Below are 16,424 nucleotides of genomic sequence, written 5' to 3' on the forward strand. Positions count from 1 at the left end.
CCGGCCGGGGTGGGCGGCGCGCCGGGGGAGCGTCGCCGCGGGGCGAGCGCTGGGACGGGTCCGGCGGGAGCCCGGAGGGGCCCCGCCACCCTCGCACGGAGGGACGGCCAGCGCTCTACGGACAGCGACAGCAGCAGACGGCGGCACGGGCCGCGGCCTGCGACGGCACCGGGGTGCCGGTGACGGCGGGCAGGGGGGACGTGCGCTGCATCGCTCGCGCCCCCTCCTCCTCGTCGACGGGCGTGCTGCCCGTCGGGACCGGCCCGTGGGCCGGGTCTGCTCGTCGTCCGCCGACGCTACCGCCAACGCGCGGGGGGCCGCAAAGATGCCCGCCGTGCGTGGACACGGCGGAACTCACCCGGTCGGCGTGCGCGCCCGGCGCCTACGATGCGAGGGCAGGGGCCGACGACAGGGGGTCCCCCATGCACACGATCCGGCACTCCATCGCGCTGGTCGCGCACGACAACAAGAAGGTGGACCTCGTCCGCTGGGCGGAGTTCAACCGCGGCACCCTGTCCCACCACCGGCTGTGGGCCACCGGCACCACCGGCACGATCCTCGCGTTCGAGCTCGGCCTGGAGGTCCACCGGCTGCTGTCCGGGCCGGTCGGCGGCGACCAGCAGATCGGCGCGAAGATCGCCGAGGGCGAGATCGACATGCTGATCTTCTTCTGGGACCCCCTGGAGGCCCAGCCGCACGACCCCGACGTCAAGGCCCTGCTGCGCCTGGGGGCGCTGTGGAACGTGCCGATGGCCTGCAACGCCGCCACGGCCGACATGCTCATCTCCTCGCCCGTGTTCGGCGAGGACTACGCGCAACCGCCCCGAGTTCACGCCGCGCGCGTGGGACCACACGGCGGGCGGGCCCGTCTGACGGCTCGTCCGGGCCGGCTCAGCAGCAGACCCGGCTCAGCAGCAGGGCTCGACGCGGGCGAGCAGCGCCAGGACGTGCGCCTGGTCGACCACGTCGACGTCCCGGTGGGTCTGCATCCACACCGCCTCGGACATGATGTGCCCGCCCACGTGCTCGACGACCCAGCTGCACGGTGCGCCGTCCGACGGCACGGCGCGCAGGTGCCACGTGCCGGTGGTGCCGGTGGCCCGGTCCGTGCCGCGCAGCACGGCGGGCACGTCGGGGGCCGGGGTCGTCGGCTCCGTCGGCGCGCTCGTCGTGGTGCTCATGGTGGTCTCCGCAGGTCCCGCCGCGGGCCCTGCGCCGCGCGTGCGTACCGAGGGGATCGGCCGGGCGTGCGCCGATCTGAAGCGTCCTGCTGAGACGTATCGGCTGTCGCGGGGTGATGTCTGCCGTCTCAGTGCCGTTGACACGGCCACCCCGCGACGTCGCAGGTCAGCGTGGTGCGCCGAGCCCGACCGCGTCGAGCCACGCCTCGGCGAGCAGCCCGTGCCCCGCGGGCGTGGGGTGCACGCCGTCGAAGGCCCACCGGTCCGCGGGTGCGCGGGTCGCCGCCGCGGCGAACAGGCCGTCCGCGGGCACCAGCACGGCGCCGTGCTCGACCGCCAGGCGCCGCACCACGTGGATGCGCGGGTCCAGGTCCTCGCGCCACGCCTCCTGCCCGGGCATGACGGGCAGCACGAACGGCTCCACCAGGACGAGGCGGGCGCCCAGCCGCTCGCGCGTGGCGTCGAGGACCGCCCGGTAGTGCTCCTCGTACTCCTCGACGTCCGTCACCGTGCCGCCGTCGTACCGGCGCCACGTGTCGTTGATCCCGACGAGCACGGACACCACGGTCGGCTCCAGCGCCAGCGCGTCCCGCTCCCACCGCTCGCGCAGCATCCGCGTGGTGTCGCCGCCGATGCCGCGGTTGTGGAACGTCAGGGCGAGGTCGGGCCGCCGCGCCCCGGCGAGGGCCGCCACGATGCCGGCGTACCCGTGCCCGAGCGCCCACGGGCTGTCGGGCTGGTCGCGGTCGCGCCCCCAGTCGGTGATGGAGTCGCCGGTCAGGAGCACGCGGTCGCCCGCCTGGAGGAACGTCGTCGTCACGGCCACCACCCCATCACGGCGGTGCGCGCCGCGGGGAGGACACCCGTCCCCGGTGTGACCGACGTCACGACGAGGGCGCGGGTGGCATCCGTCAGTTTCCGAGAAGCCGCGCCCGCACGCCCGTCCCTACGCTCGGCAGGACCGACGACGACAGGGGGGCCGCCATGGCCAGGACCACGACCACCGACGCCACGGAGGGCTTCACCGCCCAGGAGCGCGCCGCCATGAAGGAGCGCGCCGCCGAGGTGCGCGCCCAGGCGCGGCGCGGCGGCAAGGCCGCGAAGGCCGCCGAGCAGGAGGCCGAGGTGCTCGCGAAGATCGCCGAGATGCCCGACGCCGACCGCGTGCTGGCCGAGCGCGTCCACGCCCTCGTGCGCACCCACGCCCCGGAGCTCGCCCCCCGCACCTGGTACGGCATGCCCGCGTACGCCCGGGGCGACAAGGTCCTGTGCTTCTTCCAGGGTGCCGACAAGTTCACGGCCCGCTACGCGACCCTCGGCTTCAACGACGCCGCCACCCTCGACGACGGCCCGATGTGGCCCACCGCGTTCGCCCTCACCCAGATCACCCCGGCCGTCGAGGAGCGGATCCTCGACCTCCTGCGCCGCGCCGCCGGCTGACCCCCGGTCCGCGGACCCGGTGCGCCGGGCCCCGGCGACCACGCCGGTAGGGTGGTCGCGGTCCGCCGGGCACATGCCCGACGGTCCGCGGGGTGTGGCGCAGGTTGGTAGCGCGTCCGCTTTGGGAGCGGAAGGTCGTGGGTTCGAATCCCGCCACCCCGACGTCGTGATGTCGCACGACGTCGGCGAGGTCCCGACGTGCCGAGGCGGCGACGTGGACGGTGCCGCAGATGTCGTCCGGGCCGTCATGGACGACGTCCGTCGCACGGACTGGGCGGCCTGGGCCATCTGCCTGCCCGACCAGGTCGTCGACGTCGACCCGGCGCGCGTGGTGCCCGCCGTCGAGGCACTCGTGGACGCACCGTCGTCCGAGGCCGCGGAACGTGCGTACCACCTGGTGCTCGACGCGGTCGGGCACGACCACAGCGGGACGCCCACCCTCGCGATGGTGCCCGCCGCGCACCTGCTGGCACGCCTCGTCCCGCATCTGGACGTGAGCGCGTCGGCGGCGATGGGCGTCGTCGTCGAGTGCGCGGCCTGGTGCGCCGACGTGCCGGCCGTCGTCGGGCCGGACGGGAGCGTCTGCGACGTCGCCGCAGAGACGGTCGCGGCAGCCCGCTCGCTCACGCCCCTCGCGTCCGCGTGGGCGCGGTCCGCCGACGCCGGCCGCGCAGCCGTGGCCGCCGACCTGATCGGCGTGGTCGCCCGGCTCAGCGCCTGAGCGGCAGGGTCACACCCGCGGGAGCGCGGCGGTGCGGGGCCGGTGGCGGATGCGCAGGATCCAGGTCGCGACGGGGATGCCCACGCCCGCGACCACGCACGCCGTGACGACCGGCCCGGCGAAGGGCGGGTACTGGTCCGGCTCGGCGAGGGTGCCCTCATCAAGCACGACATGGCCGCTCGCCACGTGAGCCCGTCTCCCGAACTCGTCAGCCCCGTCAGTGCCGCGATCTCGTCCTGATCCACACCGATCTCGACCGTACCGCTACTGGGAAGGACTCAATAGGCGGAGGGTGGTGCAGCATGACGCTCGCCGGGTCGAGAAGGCATGCCCATCAACACACGCGCATGCCTCACCGTAGTGGCCGAAACGGTCCAAGTCAAAAGACTTGTGTCCTGCAGTCACGTCTGCTTGACTGCGGAGCGTCCGCAATTGCGGCTAATTGACTTGAGTGCGCGTCAAGGGGGAAGGTGTCGCAAGCGAGGTATGGGATTCTTGACTCGGTCTTCTCGGTTGATTCATCTAATGACGCCCATGTGAACTACACTGCAGAATTCCTCGGCGCGTACACCTCGTCGTCGGATTCCGACGCGCGGCGTGGCGGGATGGTTCAAGTGATGGTGAGAGAGGGGCGCCTGGAAGGTCCGCCGCGCTCACGTCTTGCGGTCCATCGCAGCAAGCACAGGCACTGGACGGTCGACGGCGTGGTCCTGGACCGTGAACCGCTTACCGTCCGCCTGGTGGGCCGCGGCGTTGTCGTGATCCGGCATGGGGCCTCCGCTGGGAGCTGGTCGTGGAACCCGATTCCGACCGAGCCTCGGTCGGAGAGACGGTCTTCCACGTCCTCCGGTCGATCGCGCTGTGGAGACGCGACCGCAGCGCCGGGCCCTTGCTGCACGCCAGCGGGGTGCTGGATCGGTCGGGCCGCGCAGTGCTCTTCGCGGGCGCCGTCTCCGCGGGCAAGACGACGTTGTTCACGCGCTCGGTCCTGGGTCACGGCGCGACGCCTCTGACGAACGACCGTGCGTGGGTGACTGAAAGGGGCACGCGGGTGCACAGCTGGCTCGAGAACGCCGGTCCTCTGCGCCGCGCCTACACCAAGGATGTCAAGCGGATCTACCCGATGTCCTGGTTCGCCGAAGCCGCGGGGACCGCCTATGCGCGGATGGCGCCGCTCGGCGCACTTGTCCTTGCGCGCGTCGCCCCAGCGGTTGAGCGCTCCAGCATCGAGACGTTGGACCTGGAGCGGCCCGGGTGCGGCCCGTGCGTCGGGACGCAAGGTTCAGTCCCGCCGTCGGGAAGCACGGTCCTGACCACGATGAACCGGAACTTCCGGGGGCGTATGGGCAACGGCGCGGCGGACATCCACCTGTCCTCGCCGCTCGTCGCGGCTACCGCGGCCGTCCTCGGGCGGTTCCCGTCCCGAGCGGAGCTGGCGCGATGAGCGTGCACCGGGTCGTCCGGGTGCCGGGTGTGATCTCGACCGACGACATCATCCCGGCGCGCTACAAGCACATGTACGTCGACAGCGCCCAGCTTGCTCCGCACGTGTTCGAGCACCGCATCCCGGGTCTCGCTGAGGAGCTGATGACCGGCGACGCGGTCGTCGGCGACGCGACTTTCGGCGTCGGCAGCTCGCGGGAGCAGGCGGTGTCCGCCCTTCTCGCCGCCGGAGTCCGGGCCGTCATCGCGCCGTCGTTCGGCCGGATCTTCTACCGCAACTGCTGGAATCTTGGGCTTCCGGCGGTCGAAGCCCCCACCAGCGCGCTCACCGGCTCAGTCCTCGACCTGTCGCTCGAGGACGGGGTGCTGCGCGACGGTACGACCTCCGTCGTGTTCGCCCGCCCGCCTGACATGATGCTCGACATGGTGCGCGCAGGTGGGCTGCTACCTATGGTGCTGGCGCGCGGGGCCCGGCCCGCACTGTCGACGGAGGACCGATGACCAAGCAGAAGTTCGACGATCTCGCCCAGGACTACGACGCCAGCCGCCCCCGGTACCCCGACGCGCTGATCGCGCGGGTCGTCGCGGCGCTCCCGACCGGGCGGCGCCTCCGAGTGCTCGACGCCGGCGCCGGCACCGGCATCGCGCTCGAAGGGCTCGTCCACCACCTCGGTGAGGCGCACGACTACGTCGCCGTCGATGTCTCGTCCGGCATGGTCGAACTCGGCCGGCAGAAGATGGGCTTCGTCGACTGGAAGGTGGAGCCGGTCGAGCCAGCCCTGGCCCGGTTCGACGACGAGCTCGACCTGATCGTCGCCGCGCAGGCGTACCAGTGGCTCGATCGCGAGCAGTTCGTGCACGGTGCGCTCGCGGCACTGCGATCCGGCGGCGTGCTCGCCGTCCTGCAGAACAACCGCGACCACGACTCGTCGGCGTTCCTGTCCGCCTACGAAGACCTGCTTGAGCGACGCAGCCCCGGGTACGCGCGCGACTACCGGGCCTTCGACATCGCCGGGGAGCTGGCAGGCCCGTTCGTCGCGGCCGGGGGGACGGTCACCACGCATGCGGTGGCCTGGACCCGGCCCATCGCGGTCGACGCGTTCGTTCGAATGGCGACCTCCTCGACGCAGGTGCAACGGGCCGTGGCCGCGCACGGGCCGTCTGTCCTCCACGAGGTCGAGGCCCTTGCAGAGTCGGCCGCGTTCGGCGGCGTCGTTGATGTCGCGTACCGCTCAGAGGGCTACCTGGCGCACAAGCCCTGAGGCTCGCTCGCCCTGGGCTGTTCGTGCCCAGGGCGAGTGCTGTCCACGGCAGTCTCAACTGCCGCACCCCGTGCTGTGAGAGCACCCGCGCACAACGGACCGGGACGTGCAGCTCGGTGGAGGGGCGCGACCACGGAAGCTGGGGCGGTGCACCACGGCGGTGATGACCGGACGTGCGCGACTCCACACTCTCGAGCACCCCGGGCAGCAGCCGTGGAGTCCGGAGGCGCCTCGCAGTCCCCGACGTCGTCCGACGTGGGAACCTCGGCGAGAGTCTGACGGGCCGTGCGCGCCGTCGGCTGCGCTGGCCTGGTGCGCGAGCTGCGGCGACGAGGCGATCGCGCTCGTCGCCCGGCTCAGCGACCGAGCGGCACGTTCACGCCTGCGGGAGCGCGGCCGTGCGGGGGCGGTGGCGGATGCGCAGCGCCCAGGTGGCGACGGGGATGGCGACGCCCGCGACCACGCACGCCGTGACGACCGGGTCGGCGAAGGTCGGGTACCAGTCCGGCTCGACGAGGCCCGTGATCTTCAGCAGCGGCGACGACCAGCCGCCGACGTCGCCGCCGTCGGCGACCACGGCCGCGGCGATTACGAACGCCGCGCCCCACACCCAGGCGAGCACGTGGTAGACCGGCGGCACGACGCCCAGTGCGGCGCGCACCCGGCTGCGGCGGCGGAACGTCGAGGCGAACGTCACGATGCCGGCCACGAGCACGGCCAGGACCACCGGCGACCACAGGATGATGATGACGACGATCCAGCCGGGCACGGTCAGCTTGACCACGGCGGCGAGCAAGGGGAGCGCCCAGACCGCGACGAGCGCGGCCCGGTCGGCGGTGCTCGGGACCGTGAGGGGCACGTGCGGCTTCACGGGGGCCGGCACGGGCCCGGCAGGCATCGGCTGCGTCATGGGCGTGAGTATCGCGGGGACCCGGGCTCTCGGGCCACACCCCGCCGAGGTGCGGGCAAGGGCGTCACCCGCCTGCCCGGCCGGGGTTGGTCAGCTGGTCCGTCCGGGCTCGGCGTCATGTCGTGCGGCGGATCGGGACGGGTCGACGAGCACGGGTGCCGCGAGGTCGGTCGTGTCGAGCACGTGCGTGGCCCGCTCCCAGGGGCGCGCGCTGCGCAGGTAGAGGCGCTGGGCACCGGTGTAGCGGTGCGCGGGCTCTGTGGCGGGGTCCCAGCCGTCGCGCTCGGCCATGCGGCGCGTGGACGTCGTGAGGGGCGCGTCGAGGTACACCGACAGGTGCCAGAACGGTGCGAGCTCGTCGCGGTGCAGGAACGTGCCCTCGACGATCACGACGGCGTCGTCGGGTGCCTCGCGCGGGGCGGGGCGGACCGCGGTGCCGTCGACGGGGTCGTAGCAGGACGGCCGGTACGTGGCGGGTCCGTACGCCGCCAGCGGGGCGAGCGCCCACGAGACGAGGGCGTCGAGGTCGTACGCGTCGAGCCAGAACCCCTCGGGCGACCACCGGCCGCGGGCGTGCCGGGCGGCCGACGGACGGAAGAAGTCGTCGGCGTGCAGCAGGACCACGGGGCGGTCCGCAACCCGGGCGGCGAGCCAGGTCGCGATCGTGCTCTTGCCGCTGCCCCCGGCGCCGTCGACGGCGACGAGCGTGCGCCCGGGGCGCGCGGTGGCTGCCGCGTGCAGCCGCGTGAGGACCTCGGGCAGGTCGCCGTCCGGCACGGTCACCTCCGGTGTCGGGTGCCCGCCAGGGTAGGGGGTCCGGGTGGCGCCTCTCGGGTGGTGCACGACGGGCCGCGCCGGCGGAGGCGCGGCCCGTCGGTGGGGGCGGTCAGCGGGTCGCGAGGGTGGCGACCTCGTCGGCCGTGAGGGCCGAGCCGTGCACCGAGAGCTCGTCGACGTCGCCCGCGAACGGGGCGTCCCACCAGTTCACACCGAGGGCGAAGGAGCCCGTCGTCGTGGTGAACACGTCGGGGAAGCCGGTGCCGGTGTAGGCCTCGACGCCGTCGAGGTAGACCGTGACGTCGCCGGAGTCGACCGTGAGCGCGACGTGGCTCCACTCGCCGGCGGGGATCTGGCGGCCCGCACCGGCGTCGTACCAGGTGGAGCCGGACCAGACCATGGTGTCGCCGCCGACGCCGTCGTGGCCGAAGGGGACGACGCTGACCCAGCTGTTCGCGTCGCGCGCGCCGAAGAACGCGGACGAGAACTGCGTGAGCTGCTCGGGGCGCAGCCACATCGCCACCGAGTAGGTGGCACCGCTGACCAGGCCGTCGGGCAGGCGCACGCCGCTGGCGCCGTCGAGGTGCACGGCCCTGCCCTGCACGCCGTCGACGTAGGTGACGGTCCCGCCGGTGGCGTCGATGCGGTTGCCGGTGACGGTCGCCGCGGGCAGCGTGCCCGTGGCCTCGGCGAGGTCGTCCTCGAACGACCACGCACCGATCGTCCCGCCGGCGGTGCGCTCCAGCACCGTGACGGTGAACGTCGCTGTCGCCGTGCGGCGGTCCTTGGTGATCGTGGCGGTCAGTGTCGCCGTCGCGTCGCCCGCGCCGTGCTCGGGGCGCGTGACCTCTCCGGTCGTCGAGACGACGGCCGGGTCGTCCGACGCCCACGCGATCGTGACGCCGTTCGTGCCGACGGTCGGCAGGTCGAGGTCGGCGACGACCGCGGACGTGTCCCCGAGGTCGAGGTCCGCGACCACGGCGGCGACGGCCTGCTTCGCCGACATCGGGTCGACCCGGGTGCCCCACAGCGACACGCCAGCGCTCGACTGGACGGTGAACGTCACGACCCACGCCTGCCGGTCGGGCTCCCACTGGCGGGTGAACACGCCGTCGTACGTCTGGCCACCGGCCACGACGCGGGCGCGGTTCTTGCCCTGCAGGCTCCACCGACCGGTGAGCGCGCCGGTGACCTTGCCGTTCTTCTCCAGCGTGACGGTGACAGCCCGCGTGGCCGTGGCGTTGATGTCCTTGCCGTGGTCGACCAGGGCGTACCGACCGGCCGCGGCGTCGCGCGTGATCCTCGTCGAAGGTGCCTGCGTCCGGCGCGTCGTCGACGCGGTCGTGGCCAGCGGTGCGGGCGTGGAGCCGTCAGCCGCGTACCGGTACGGCGCCACGACGGGCCAGCCCGCGCTGTTCAGGAACATCTCGTGCACCCGCACGTTGTGCGTCTCGCCCTGCTCGGGGAACCGGGTGTGGAAGACGAGGAACTTCCTCCCCGTGGCCTCGTCGACGTACGTCGAGTTGTGCCCGGGGGAGACGTACCCGACGCCCGGGCCGCTGCCCGGGTCGCCGACCTCCCGCTGGAACACGTAGCTGCCCATCACCTTGACGCCGTAGGGCTCGATCGACGCGTCGTCGAACAGCGGCAGGCTCGGGTCGGCCTTCACGTCGCTCATGAGGTTGCCCTCGGCGTCGACGTACGGACCGTCGGGGTTCTCCGAGCGTGCGACGCGCACGTTGTAGCCGCCCGTGGCGTCCAGGCCGCCGAACGACAGGAACAGGTAGTAGTACCCGGTGCCCTCGTCGTACATGACGTTGGGCGCCTCGATGCGGCTGTGGTTGCCGCCGACGAGGTGCTCGCCGTAGCCCTGGCCGGGCAGCGGCAGGCCCGTCGCGGGGTCGAGCTCGAGGATGAAGATGCCGCCGGAGTACGAGCCGTAGACCATCCACAGGTCGCCCTCGGCGTCGTAGAAGACGTCCGGGTCGACGACGTTGGGGTGCACCCGCGCGTCGTAGACGGTGCCGTCCTCGCTGGTCTCGTCCCACATGCCCGAGCGCAGCACGATGCCCAGGTCCTCGTAGGGGCCGTCGACGTCGTCGGCCACGGCCACGCCCAGCGCGGACCGGGGCGAGTCGCCCTTGCAGGCGTTGTAGTACATGTAGAAGCGGCCGTCGGCGAGCTGGATGACGTCCGCCGCCCACAGCGTGTCGGTCTGCGCCCACGCGAAGGTCTCGGCGAGCTCGGTCAGCACGTCGTCGAAGATCGGGTTGTCCGCCGAGACGCCCGACGCGACCTGCTCCCAGGCCATCAGGTCGTCGGTCTTCGCGACCTGCAGGTGCGAGCCGAACACCCACAGCTCGTCGTCGGCGACGACCACCGACGGGTCGTGCACGGTCGCGTCGGCGAACGTCGGGGTCGGTGGGGCGGGGGCCTTCGGCGGGCCGGCGCTCGCGGAGACCGCGCCCGTGCAGGTGAGTGCGGCGGCGAGGGTCAGGGCGACGAGGCGCCCGGCACGACGGGTCGTTCTGGTGCTCACGAGGGTCTCCTGGTGCAGCGCTGGACGCAGGGGAGCCCGCGGGGACGACGTCGCACGTCGCCCCGGTGCCCGGGCTCGCGCTGACCGTAGCGGTCGTTCTCTAACGATGTAAAGGGACGGTGCGGACGCGCGCACGCACCGGCCCCGGCGCAGGCGCGCGGGACCGGTGCGGCCGCAGGGCGTCAGCTCGTGGCGGTGGCGCCCGACCACTGGGCGGCCGGGCTGACGACCTCGGGGCTGACCGCCGACACCCGGACCCGGTACGTCGTCGCCCGACGCAGGGCGCTCAGGGTCACCTGCGTGGTGGTCGGCGCCACGGTCGTGGCCGTCCACGTCACGCCGTCGGTCGACCGCTCCACCCGGTACGCCGTGACCGCCGTGGCGCCCGCGGCCGACGGCGCCCACGTCATCGTCAGGCTCGTCGTCGTGCGGCCGGTGGTGGTGAGCGTGCGCGGCGCCGACGGGGCGACCACGGTCGTCACGGCGGTGACGTCGCTCCACGGACCGAGCAGACCGTCGGCCCGGGCCGCGACCCGCACCTGGTAGGCGGTGCCCGGCCGCAGCCCGACCAGCGTCGTGGTGCGTGCGTCCGCCGGCACGTCGAGCGTGCGCCAGCTCAGCCCGTTCGTCGACCAGGAGACGCGGTACCCGGTGGTCGCGGAGGTCTGCGCGGGCGGGTCCCACGTGACCGTGGAGGTCAGCATGGTCGCGCTCGCGGCGACCCCCAGGGGCTGGCTCGGCAGCGGCAGGGTGGTCGCGCGCACGGGTGTCGTCCAGGCGCCCGTGACGCCCTCGCCCGAGGCGGCCACGCGCACGAGGTGCTCGGTGCCCGGCGTCAGCGCCGTCAGCGTCGCCGTCGTCGCCAGGGGCGTGGCCGTGGGCACGGAACGCCACGTCACACCGTCGAGGCTCCGCTGCACGACGTACTTCTGCACGTGCGCGGCCGAGACCGTCGGTGCCGCCCAGGTCACCGTGGCCGTGCGGGCCGACGTGCCCGTGACCGCCAGGCCCGTCGGTGCACCGGGTGCCGGTGCCGCCGTCACCGCGAGCGGCGTCGACCACGTGCCGGGCGTCGTGCCCGCCGTCGCGGACACCCGGAACCAGACCCGCACGCCGGGCGTCAGTCCTGCCACCGTCGCCGTCGTCACGGCCTTGGTGGTCGTGGCCGCCGTCGTCCAGGTCGTCCCGTTGGTGGACCGCTGCACCGTGTACGCGGTGACGAGCGGGGCGGAGACCGTCGGGGCGGTCCAGCTCAGGGTGGCCGAGCGCAGGGTCGCGCTCGCGGTCAGCCCCGGCGCGCTCGGTGCCGCGGCCGTGCTCGTGGTGAGCGTGGTCGACGCGGTGACCCCCACCGCGTCGACCCCGGTGATCGCGACCTCGACCGCCGTCCCGGGCGGGAGCGAGGAGAACGTCGTCGTCGGACGGGTCACGACGCTCGACTGCCACGTGCTGGTGCCGACCACGCGCCGCAGCACTGTCCACCGCGAGAACGTCCCGTCCGCCGTCCACGCCAGCCGGATCGACGAGGTCGTGGCCGTCGCGGTGACCGCGACCGGGGCGGTGGAGGCGGAGACGGAGCTCTGCAGCAGCAGGGTCGAGGCCGAGCGGGCGTCGCGCACCACGGGCTGCGCGGCCGTGAGCAGCGCGAGCTGCACCTGCACGGGCGTGGCCGCCGGCGACTGGGCCAGGTACAGCGCCGCGGCGCCGGCCACGTGCGGCGAGGCCTGCGACGTCCCGCTCATCACGGCCCCGGCGCTGCTGCTCGGCGACGACGACGGGATCTGCACGCCCGGGGCGAACAGGTCCAGGCAGGCGCCGACGTTCGAGAAGTACGCGCGGGCGTCGTCCTGCCCCGTCGCCCCGACCGTCAGCGCGCTGGGCGCCCTCGCAGGCGAGACCGTGCAGGCGTCCACCGACTCGTTGCCCGCCGCCACGACCACCGTCAGGCCCTGCGCCACGAGCGAGGCCACCGCCGTGTCGACAGCCGTCGACGCCGGGCCCCCGAGCGACATGTTCACGACGCCGGGCGTGCCGGCCGGGTGCCGGCTCGCGATCCACTCCAGGCCGGCGACGACCCCGGTGGTCGCGCCCTGGCCCGTGCACCCCAGCACGCGGACCGGCACGAGGGTCGCCGCCTTGGCCACGCCCCACCGGGTCGCGCCCACGATGCCCGCGACGTGGGTGCCGTGCCCGTGGCAGTCGCTCGTGCCGCGGCCGTCCGCGATCGCCGAGTACCCCGCCACCAGGCGGGTGCCGAACCCCGTGTCGGGGCTGATGCCCGTGTCCACGACGTACACGCGCACCCCGACGCCTGCGCGCGCGTCGTACGTGTAGGACCGGTCAAGCGGCAGGTTGCGCTGGTCGATCCGGTCGAGCCCCCACGCGGAGTCGACCGCCTGCGTGTCGGCGACCCGGAAGGTCGCGTCCGCGGCGACGGCCCCGACGTCGGGCAGCTGCGACGCCGCCGCGGCCTGCGCCGCGGTCATCCGCACCGCCACCGCGTCCAGCGCCTCGTCGAACTGCCGCTGCGGGTCCGCCCCGAGCCGCTCCAGCCGCGCCGCGACCTCGTCCTGCGACCCGGCGTCGACCGTGACCAGGTAGGTCCGCTCGACCGGCGCGGGCTCGGCGTGCGCCGCGGACGGCACGAGCGCGAGGCACACGGCACCCGCGACCAGCAGGGTGCGGCGTCGGCGGGCGGTCGAGGGCGTCATGCCGTGGCATCGGCCGCCGCCGCCCGCCGCACGAGCGGCGAACGGGTGGGTGACGGGTGATCCCGGGTCTGCGGGCCGGCTGGGCTGACTCGTGGGCCGGGTGTCAGTCAGGGGTTGAGGAGATGTGACCGGGCCATGAGGACGCCTAGCATCGTACGGACAAACGCCGGACGATCACGTCCATGGCGACGAAGACCCGACGCATGGAGCAGCGCATCGACGAGGACACCGACGTCCTGCTGTCGAAGGCCGCTGCGCTGACGCACGAGAGCGTGTCGGCTTTCGTGGTGCGGTCTGCTCGGGACGAGGCGGCACGGGTGCTCGCCCGCAGCGACCTGACGATCATGCCGGCAGCGCAGTTCGACGAGATGCTCGCTGCACTCGACGCGGCACCGCGCCGCATCCCGGCGCTGGCCGACGCCGCCGCTGGCCGACGCACCTTCAAGCACGAGTGAGCGCGCCCGAGTTCCTCGTCCGGGAGCCTCACGAGCACGACGCCGGCGTCGAGTCGTTCACCTGCGGCAATGCGGCGCTCGACACCTGGTTGAGGGTGACTGCGGCACGTGCGCACAGGGCGGGGTCGGTGCGCGTGCGCCTGCTCTGGGACGTCAGCTCGTCTGCGCTCGTGGGGTACTACGCCGTGTGCCCGACAGAGGTCCGGCGGGACGAGCTGCCGCTGTCGTCGAGAGGGCGCGGCGGCGCATCGACCGTGCCCGGCTTCATGCTCGCGAAGCTGGCGATCGCCACGGCCGCCCAGGGGCGGGGGTTGGGGAGGGACCTGCTGCTCGACGCGCTCGAGCACCTCTGCGACGCCGCCGAGATCGCTGGTGGCCGCTTCGTCGTGGTCGATCCTGTCGACGAAGCGGCTGCCGCGTTCTACGGGAAGCACGGCTTCCAGCGGGTCGGCGGGCACACGCGCATGTTCGTCCTCGTCCAGGACGTCAGGCGCTCGCTCGGCCTCGACTGAGACCGTCCGAGCCCCGACGCCCGAACTACCGGGGAGCGGGTCACCCGGACATCGCCGGGGCGTCCCTCGCGGGCGCGCCGTGGAGCCTGAGCAGGCTCCGCACCGTGGTAGCCCAGCCCAGGCGCTCAGCGCGGGCGCGTGCTGCGGCACGAGCGCTGCCGCCCGCGCCCACCAGCTCCACGACGCGCCGGGCGAACTCACCGGGCTCCGACGCCTGCGCCGCCAGGCCTGCCACCGCCGAGCCGCGCGCGGCGACCACCGGCGTGCCGCACGCCAACGACTCCGCCGCCGCCAGCCCGAAGGTCTCGAGCGGTCCGGGGGCCAGCGTCACGTCGGCGTCGGCGAGGGTGCGCGCGACCGCGCGGCGGTCCTCGACGTGGCCCAGGAACGTCACGGGCAGGTCCGCCGCGAGACGCCGCAGGCGGGACGCCTCCGGGCCGTCGCCCAGGACGACGAGCCGGGCGTCGACGCCCTCGGCGCGGAGCAGGGCGAGCGTCGCGACGGCCGTGTGCGGCTTCTTCTCCGGTGACAGCCGGCTGCACAGGGCGAGCACGACGTCGGGCCCGGCAGGCCCGCGGGTGCGGGCGCCGGGGTGGAAGACGTCGAGATCGACACCCAGCGGGACCCGCACCGTCGGGACGCCGATGCGGTCGAGCTCCTCACCCCCGTACGCGGTCGTGACGACGATGCGGTCGAACGACGCCGCCCAGCGCCGGTTCGCCACGTCGGCCGCGGCACGGGCCGTCGACGCCGGGAGGTGCGCGAGGGTGCGCGCGAGCCCGTCGAGCCGCTCGTGCGCGAACAGCACGCTCGGAACGCCGTGCGCACGGGACCACGCGCCGACGTGGCGCAGCGTGAACCGGTCGGAGACCTCCACGCGGTCGGGCGCGAGCTGGTCGAGCGTGCGCCGGACGGCCGCGGCGTCGAGCAGCACCCGGTACCCGGCCGTGCCGGGGACGCGCGGGCCCGGCAGACGCACGCGGACACCCCACGGTTCGTGGTCGACCCCGCGCGAGGCGGCCGGCACCACGGCCGTGAGCCGGTGGCCGTGCGGCGCGTAGCCCTCGCCGAGCGCGTGGAGCATGGTCCGCACGCCGCCCGACGCGGGTGCGTACGCGTTGGTCAGGTGGACGACGTGCACCCTGCGCTCACCCGACCCGTGCGGCGGCGCGGTGCCCCGCCACGGCCGCCGCGTAGTGCGCGAGCAGCTGCTCGCCGACGACCTGCCACGTGCGGCCCCGGACATGCCGCCGTCCGGCCGCACCCATGGCCCGGCGCTTGGCCGCGTCGCCCGCGAGGTCGACGACCGCGTCGCGCAGCGCCGCCAGGTCGCCCGGCGGGTACAGCCAGCCCGTGCGGCTCGGGTCGACCAGCTCGGCGACGGCTCCCGCCCCGACGGCCACGAGCGGCACCCCCGCCGCCAGCGCCTCCTGCGCGGACTGGCAGAACGTCTCGTGCGGACCGGTCTGCACGGCGACGTCGAGGCTGGCGACCACCCGGGACAGGGCGTCACCGGTGACCTGGCCCAGGAACACCGCGCGCGGCAGGGCGCGCCGCAGGTCGGGGGCCTGCGGGCCGTCGCCGACGACGACCACGCGCACGCCCGGCACGTCCTGCAGCACGGCCAGGTCGGCCACCTGCTTCTCGGCCGCCAGCCGTCCGACGAACCCGACGAGGGCTCCACCGTCCGGTGCGATCCGCCGCCGCCACGCCTCGTCACGGTGGTGGGGCGAGAACCGCTCGGTGTCGACGCCGCGCGGCCACAGCGCGACCCGCGGCACGTCGTGGTCCGCCAGGGCGCGGGCGGCCGTCAGGGACGGGGCGAGCGTCAGGTCGACCTGCTCGTGGATCGACCGGACGAACCGCCACGCGGCGTCCGTCGCCGCGCCCAGGCCGTACCGCCCGGCGAAGCCGGCGACGTCCGTCTGGTAGACCGCGACGGTCGGCAGGTCCAGCGCGGCGGCCGCCCGCACGGCCGGGCGCCCGGTCGCGAACGGCGACGCGAGGTGCACGACGTCGGGTGCGAACGCCGCGATCTCACGCGCGACCGTGCGGGTCGACGGCACCGCGACGCGGACCTGCGCGTACCCGGGCAGCGGCACCGAGCGCAGCGGCACGACGCGTGCGCCGTGCACGGACGACGGTGGCTCGCCCGGCGCCAGCACGAGCGCCTCGTGGCCGGCGGCCCGCAGGTGCTCGAGGGTCCGCACGACGGAGTGGGTGACGCCGTTGACGTGGGGGAGGAAGGACTCGGTGACGATCGCGACGCGCACGCGCGCAGCCCACCAGGGGAGAGGGTCGGGCGGGCGACGTCCAGGCGTCGGGCCGGCGACGTGCCGACGGACACCGTCCGACGTCGCAAGTCGCGCGGCCTGATCGGGGGTGCGAGCGCACACTCATGGGCAGTCGGGGAACCACGGGGCCCTCAGGACCTCGCCGCCGTCACGTGATTCCGAGAGTCACCAGACCGGGC

16 protein-coding genes and 1 tRNA gene are annotated in these 16,424 nt (G+C 74.3%); 9 read left to right on the forward strand and 8 right to left on the reverse strand.

All coding sequences use genetic code 11. The features are described 5' to 3' along the window. Positions 1-422 precede the first annotated feature (422 nt). Entirely contained in the window at positions 423-1,274 is an 852-nt protein-coding gene (locus BKA21_RS19775) for a methylglyoxal synthase (RefSeq protein WP_239073036.1), read from the forward strand. A 73-nt stretch (positions 1,275-1,347) separates the two neighbouring features. Here BKA21_RS19775 and BKA21_RS17815 read toward each other — a convergent pair whose 3' ends face one another. Continuing rightward, on the reverse strand, positions 1,348-2,001 hold the full coding sequence (locus BKA21_RS17815) for an SGNH/GDSL hydrolase family protein (protein ID WP_140460317.1): 654 nt from the start codon (positions 1,999-2,001) through the stop codon (positions 1,348-1,350). 164 nt (positions 2,002-2,165) lie between these two features. Here BKA21_RS17815 and BKA21_RS17820 point away from each other — a divergent pair, with 164 nt between their 5' ends. The 3 genes from BKA21_RS17820 (at position 2,166) to BKA21_RS17830 (ending at position 3,342) form a co-directional block, all read left to right on the forward strand. Further along, positions 2,166-2,621 (forward strand): iron chaperone, encoded by a 456-nt coding sequence (locus BKA21_RS17820; protein WP_140460318.1) that lies wholly within the window; start codon positions 2,166-2,168, stop codon positions 2,619-2,621. Positions 2,622-2,709: 88 nt separating this feature from the next. Further along, a tRNA-Pro gene (locus BKA21_RS17825) sits at positions 2,710-2,783 on the forward strand. Between the two features lie 85 nt (positions 2,784-2,868). Then, entirely contained in the window at positions 2,869-3,342 is a 474-nt protein-coding gene (locus BKA21_RS17830; RefSeq protein WP_179625404.1) for a hypothetical protein, read from the forward strand. Between the two features lie 9 nt (positions 3,343-3,351). Here BKA21_RS17830 and BKA21_RS17835 read toward each other — a convergent pair whose 3' ends face one another. Beyond that, positions 3,352-3,510: a hypothetical protein gene (locus tag BKA21_RS17835; RefSeq protein ID WP_179625405.1), complete on the reverse strand. Its 159-nt coding sequence runs from the start codon at positions 3,508-3,510 to the stop codon at positions 3,352-3,354. Positions 3,511-4,135: 625 nt separating this feature from the next. On the opposite strand from BKA21_RS17835, the gene BKA21_RS20305 reads away from it, so the two are divergent. From BKA21_RS20305 to BKA21_RS17850, 3 genes are read left to right on the forward strand one after another with little or no spacing between them, the layout of a single operon-like run. Then, the gene (locus tag BKA21_RS20305) at positions 4,136-4,786 is read left to right on the forward strand and encodes an aconitase family protein (RefSeq protein ID WP_203793588.1); all 651 of its coding nucleotides are present in this window, start codon (positions 4,136-4,138) and stop codon (positions 4,784-4,786) included. Then, entirely contained in the window at positions 4,783-5,286 is a 504-nt protein-coding gene (locus tag BKA21_RS17845) for a LeuD/DmdB family oxidoreductase small subunit (RefSeq protein ID WP_140460320.1), read from the forward strand. The genes BKA21_RS20305 and BKA21_RS17845 overlap by 4 nt, the downstream gene beginning before the upstream one ends. Next, positions 5,283-6,047, forward strand: coding sequence for a class I SAM-dependent DNA methyltransferase (locus tag BKA21_RS17850; protein WP_140460321.1), 765 nt, complete (start codon positions 5,283-5,285; stop codon positions 6,045-6,047). Before BKA21_RS17845 ends, BKA21_RS17850 begins: the two co-directional genes overlap by 4 nt. 376 nt (positions 6,048-6,423) lie before the next feature. On the opposite strand, the gene BKA21_RS17855 is transcribed toward BKA21_RS17850, so the two are convergent. The 4 genes from BKA21_RS17855 to BKA21_RS17870 form a co-directional block, all read right to left on the reverse strand. Then, positions 6,424-6,957 carry a hypothetical protein gene (locus BKA21_RS17855; RefSeq protein ID WP_140460322.1) on the reverse strand — a complete coding sequence of 178 codons (534 nt, stop codon included), beginning with the start codon at positions 6,955-6,957 and terminating at the stop codon, positions 6,424-6,426. A 90-nt stretch (positions 6,958-7,047) separates the two neighbouring features. Then, a complete protein-coding gene (locus BKA21_RS17860) occupies positions 7,048-7,734 on the reverse strand; it encodes a nucleoside/nucleotide kinase family protein (protein ID WP_203793589.1) in 687 nt (228 codons plus the stop codon). Positions 7,735-7,843: 109 nt separating this feature from the next. Continuing rightward, the gene (locus tag BKA21_RS17865; protein ID WP_170209107.1) at positions 7,844-10,273 is read right to left on the reverse strand and encodes a LamG-like jellyroll fold domain-containing protein; all 2,430 of its coding nucleotides are present in this window, start codon (positions 10,271-10,273) and stop codon (positions 7,844-7,846) included. Positions 10,274-10,455: 182 nt separating this feature from the next. Next, entirely contained in the window at positions 10,456-12,984 is a 2,529-nt protein-coding gene (locus tag BKA21_RS17870; protein WP_140460323.1) for a fibronectin type III domain-containing protein, read from the reverse strand. Positions 12,985-13,166: 182 nt separating this feature from the next. On the opposite strand from BKA21_RS17870, the gene BKA21_RS17875 reads away from it, so the two are divergent. Continuing rightward, a complete protein-coding gene (locus BKA21_RS17875; RefSeq protein WP_140460324.1) occupies positions 13,167-13,439 on the forward strand; it encodes a type II toxin-antitoxin system TacA family antitoxin in 273 nt (90 codons plus the stop codon). Then, positions 13,436-13,951: a GNAT family N-acetyltransferase gene (locus tag BKA21_RS20310; protein WP_140460325.1), complete on the forward strand. Its 516-nt coding sequence runs from the start codon at positions 13,436-13,438 to the stop codon at positions 13,949-13,951. The genes BKA21_RS17875 and BKA21_RS20310 overlap by 4 nt, the downstream gene beginning before the upstream one ends. Positions 13,952-13,991: 40 nt before the next feature. Here BKA21_RS20310 and BKA21_RS17885 read toward each other — a convergent pair whose 3' ends face one another. Both BKA21_RS17885 and BKA21_RS20315 read right to left on the reverse strand, forming a co-directional pair. After that, a complete protein-coding gene (locus BKA21_RS17885) occupies positions 13,992-15,092 on the reverse strand; it encodes a glycosyltransferase (RefSeq protein WP_140460326.1) in 1,101 nt (366 codons plus the stop codon). Between the two features lie 7 nt (positions 15,093-15,099). Continuing rightward, the gene (locus BKA21_RS20315; RefSeq protein WP_140460327.1) at positions 15,100-16,224 is read right to left on the reverse strand and encodes a glycosyltransferase family 4 protein; all 1,125 of its coding nucleotides are present in this window, start codon (positions 16,222-16,224) and stop codon (positions 15,100-15,102) included. Positions 16,225-16,424 lie beyond the last annotated feature (200 nt).

It is taken from the genome of Cellulomonas oligotrophica (genome assembly GCF_013409875.1).
Taxonomy (GTDB): Bacteria; Actinomycetota; Actinomycetes; order Actinomycetales; family Cellulomonadaceae; genus Cellulomonas; species Cellulomonas oligotrophica.

Excerpts from the sequence above, each read along its gene's own strand:
- BKA21_RS17870 (WP_140460323.1), bottom strand. The coding sequence starts at position 12,984 with ATGACGCCCTCGACCGCCCGCCGACGCCGCACCCTGCTGGTCGCGGGT.
- BKA21_RS17830 (WP_179625404.1), top strand. The coding sequence starts at position 2,869 with ATGGACGACGTCCGTCGCACGGACTGGGCGGCCTGGGCCATCTGCCTG.
- BKA21_RS17855 (WP_140460322.1), bottom strand. The coding sequence starts at position 6,957 with ATGACGCAGCCGATGCCTGCCGGGCCCGTGCCGGCCCCCGTGAAGCCG.
- BKA21_RS17850 (WP_140460321.1), top strand. The coding sequence starts at position 5,283 with ATGACCAAGCAGAAGTTCGACGATCTCGCCCAGGACTACGACGCCAGC.
- BKA21_RS17875 (WP_140460324.1), top strand. The coding sequence starts at position 13,167 with ATGGCGACGAAGACCCGACGCATGGAGCAGCGCATCGACGAGGACACC.
- BKA21_RS19775 (WP_239073036.1), top strand. The coding sequence starts at position 423 with ATGCACACGATCCGGCACTCCATCGCGCTGGTCGCGCACGACAACAAG.
- BKA21_RS17820 (WP_140460318.1), top strand. The coding sequence starts at position 2,166 with ATGGCCAGGACCACGACCACCGACGCCACGGAGGGCTTCACCGCCCAG.
- BKA21_RS17845 (WP_140460320.1), top strand. The coding sequence starts at position 4,783 with ATGAGCGTGCACCGGGTCGTCCGGGTGCCGGGTGTGATCTCGACCGAC.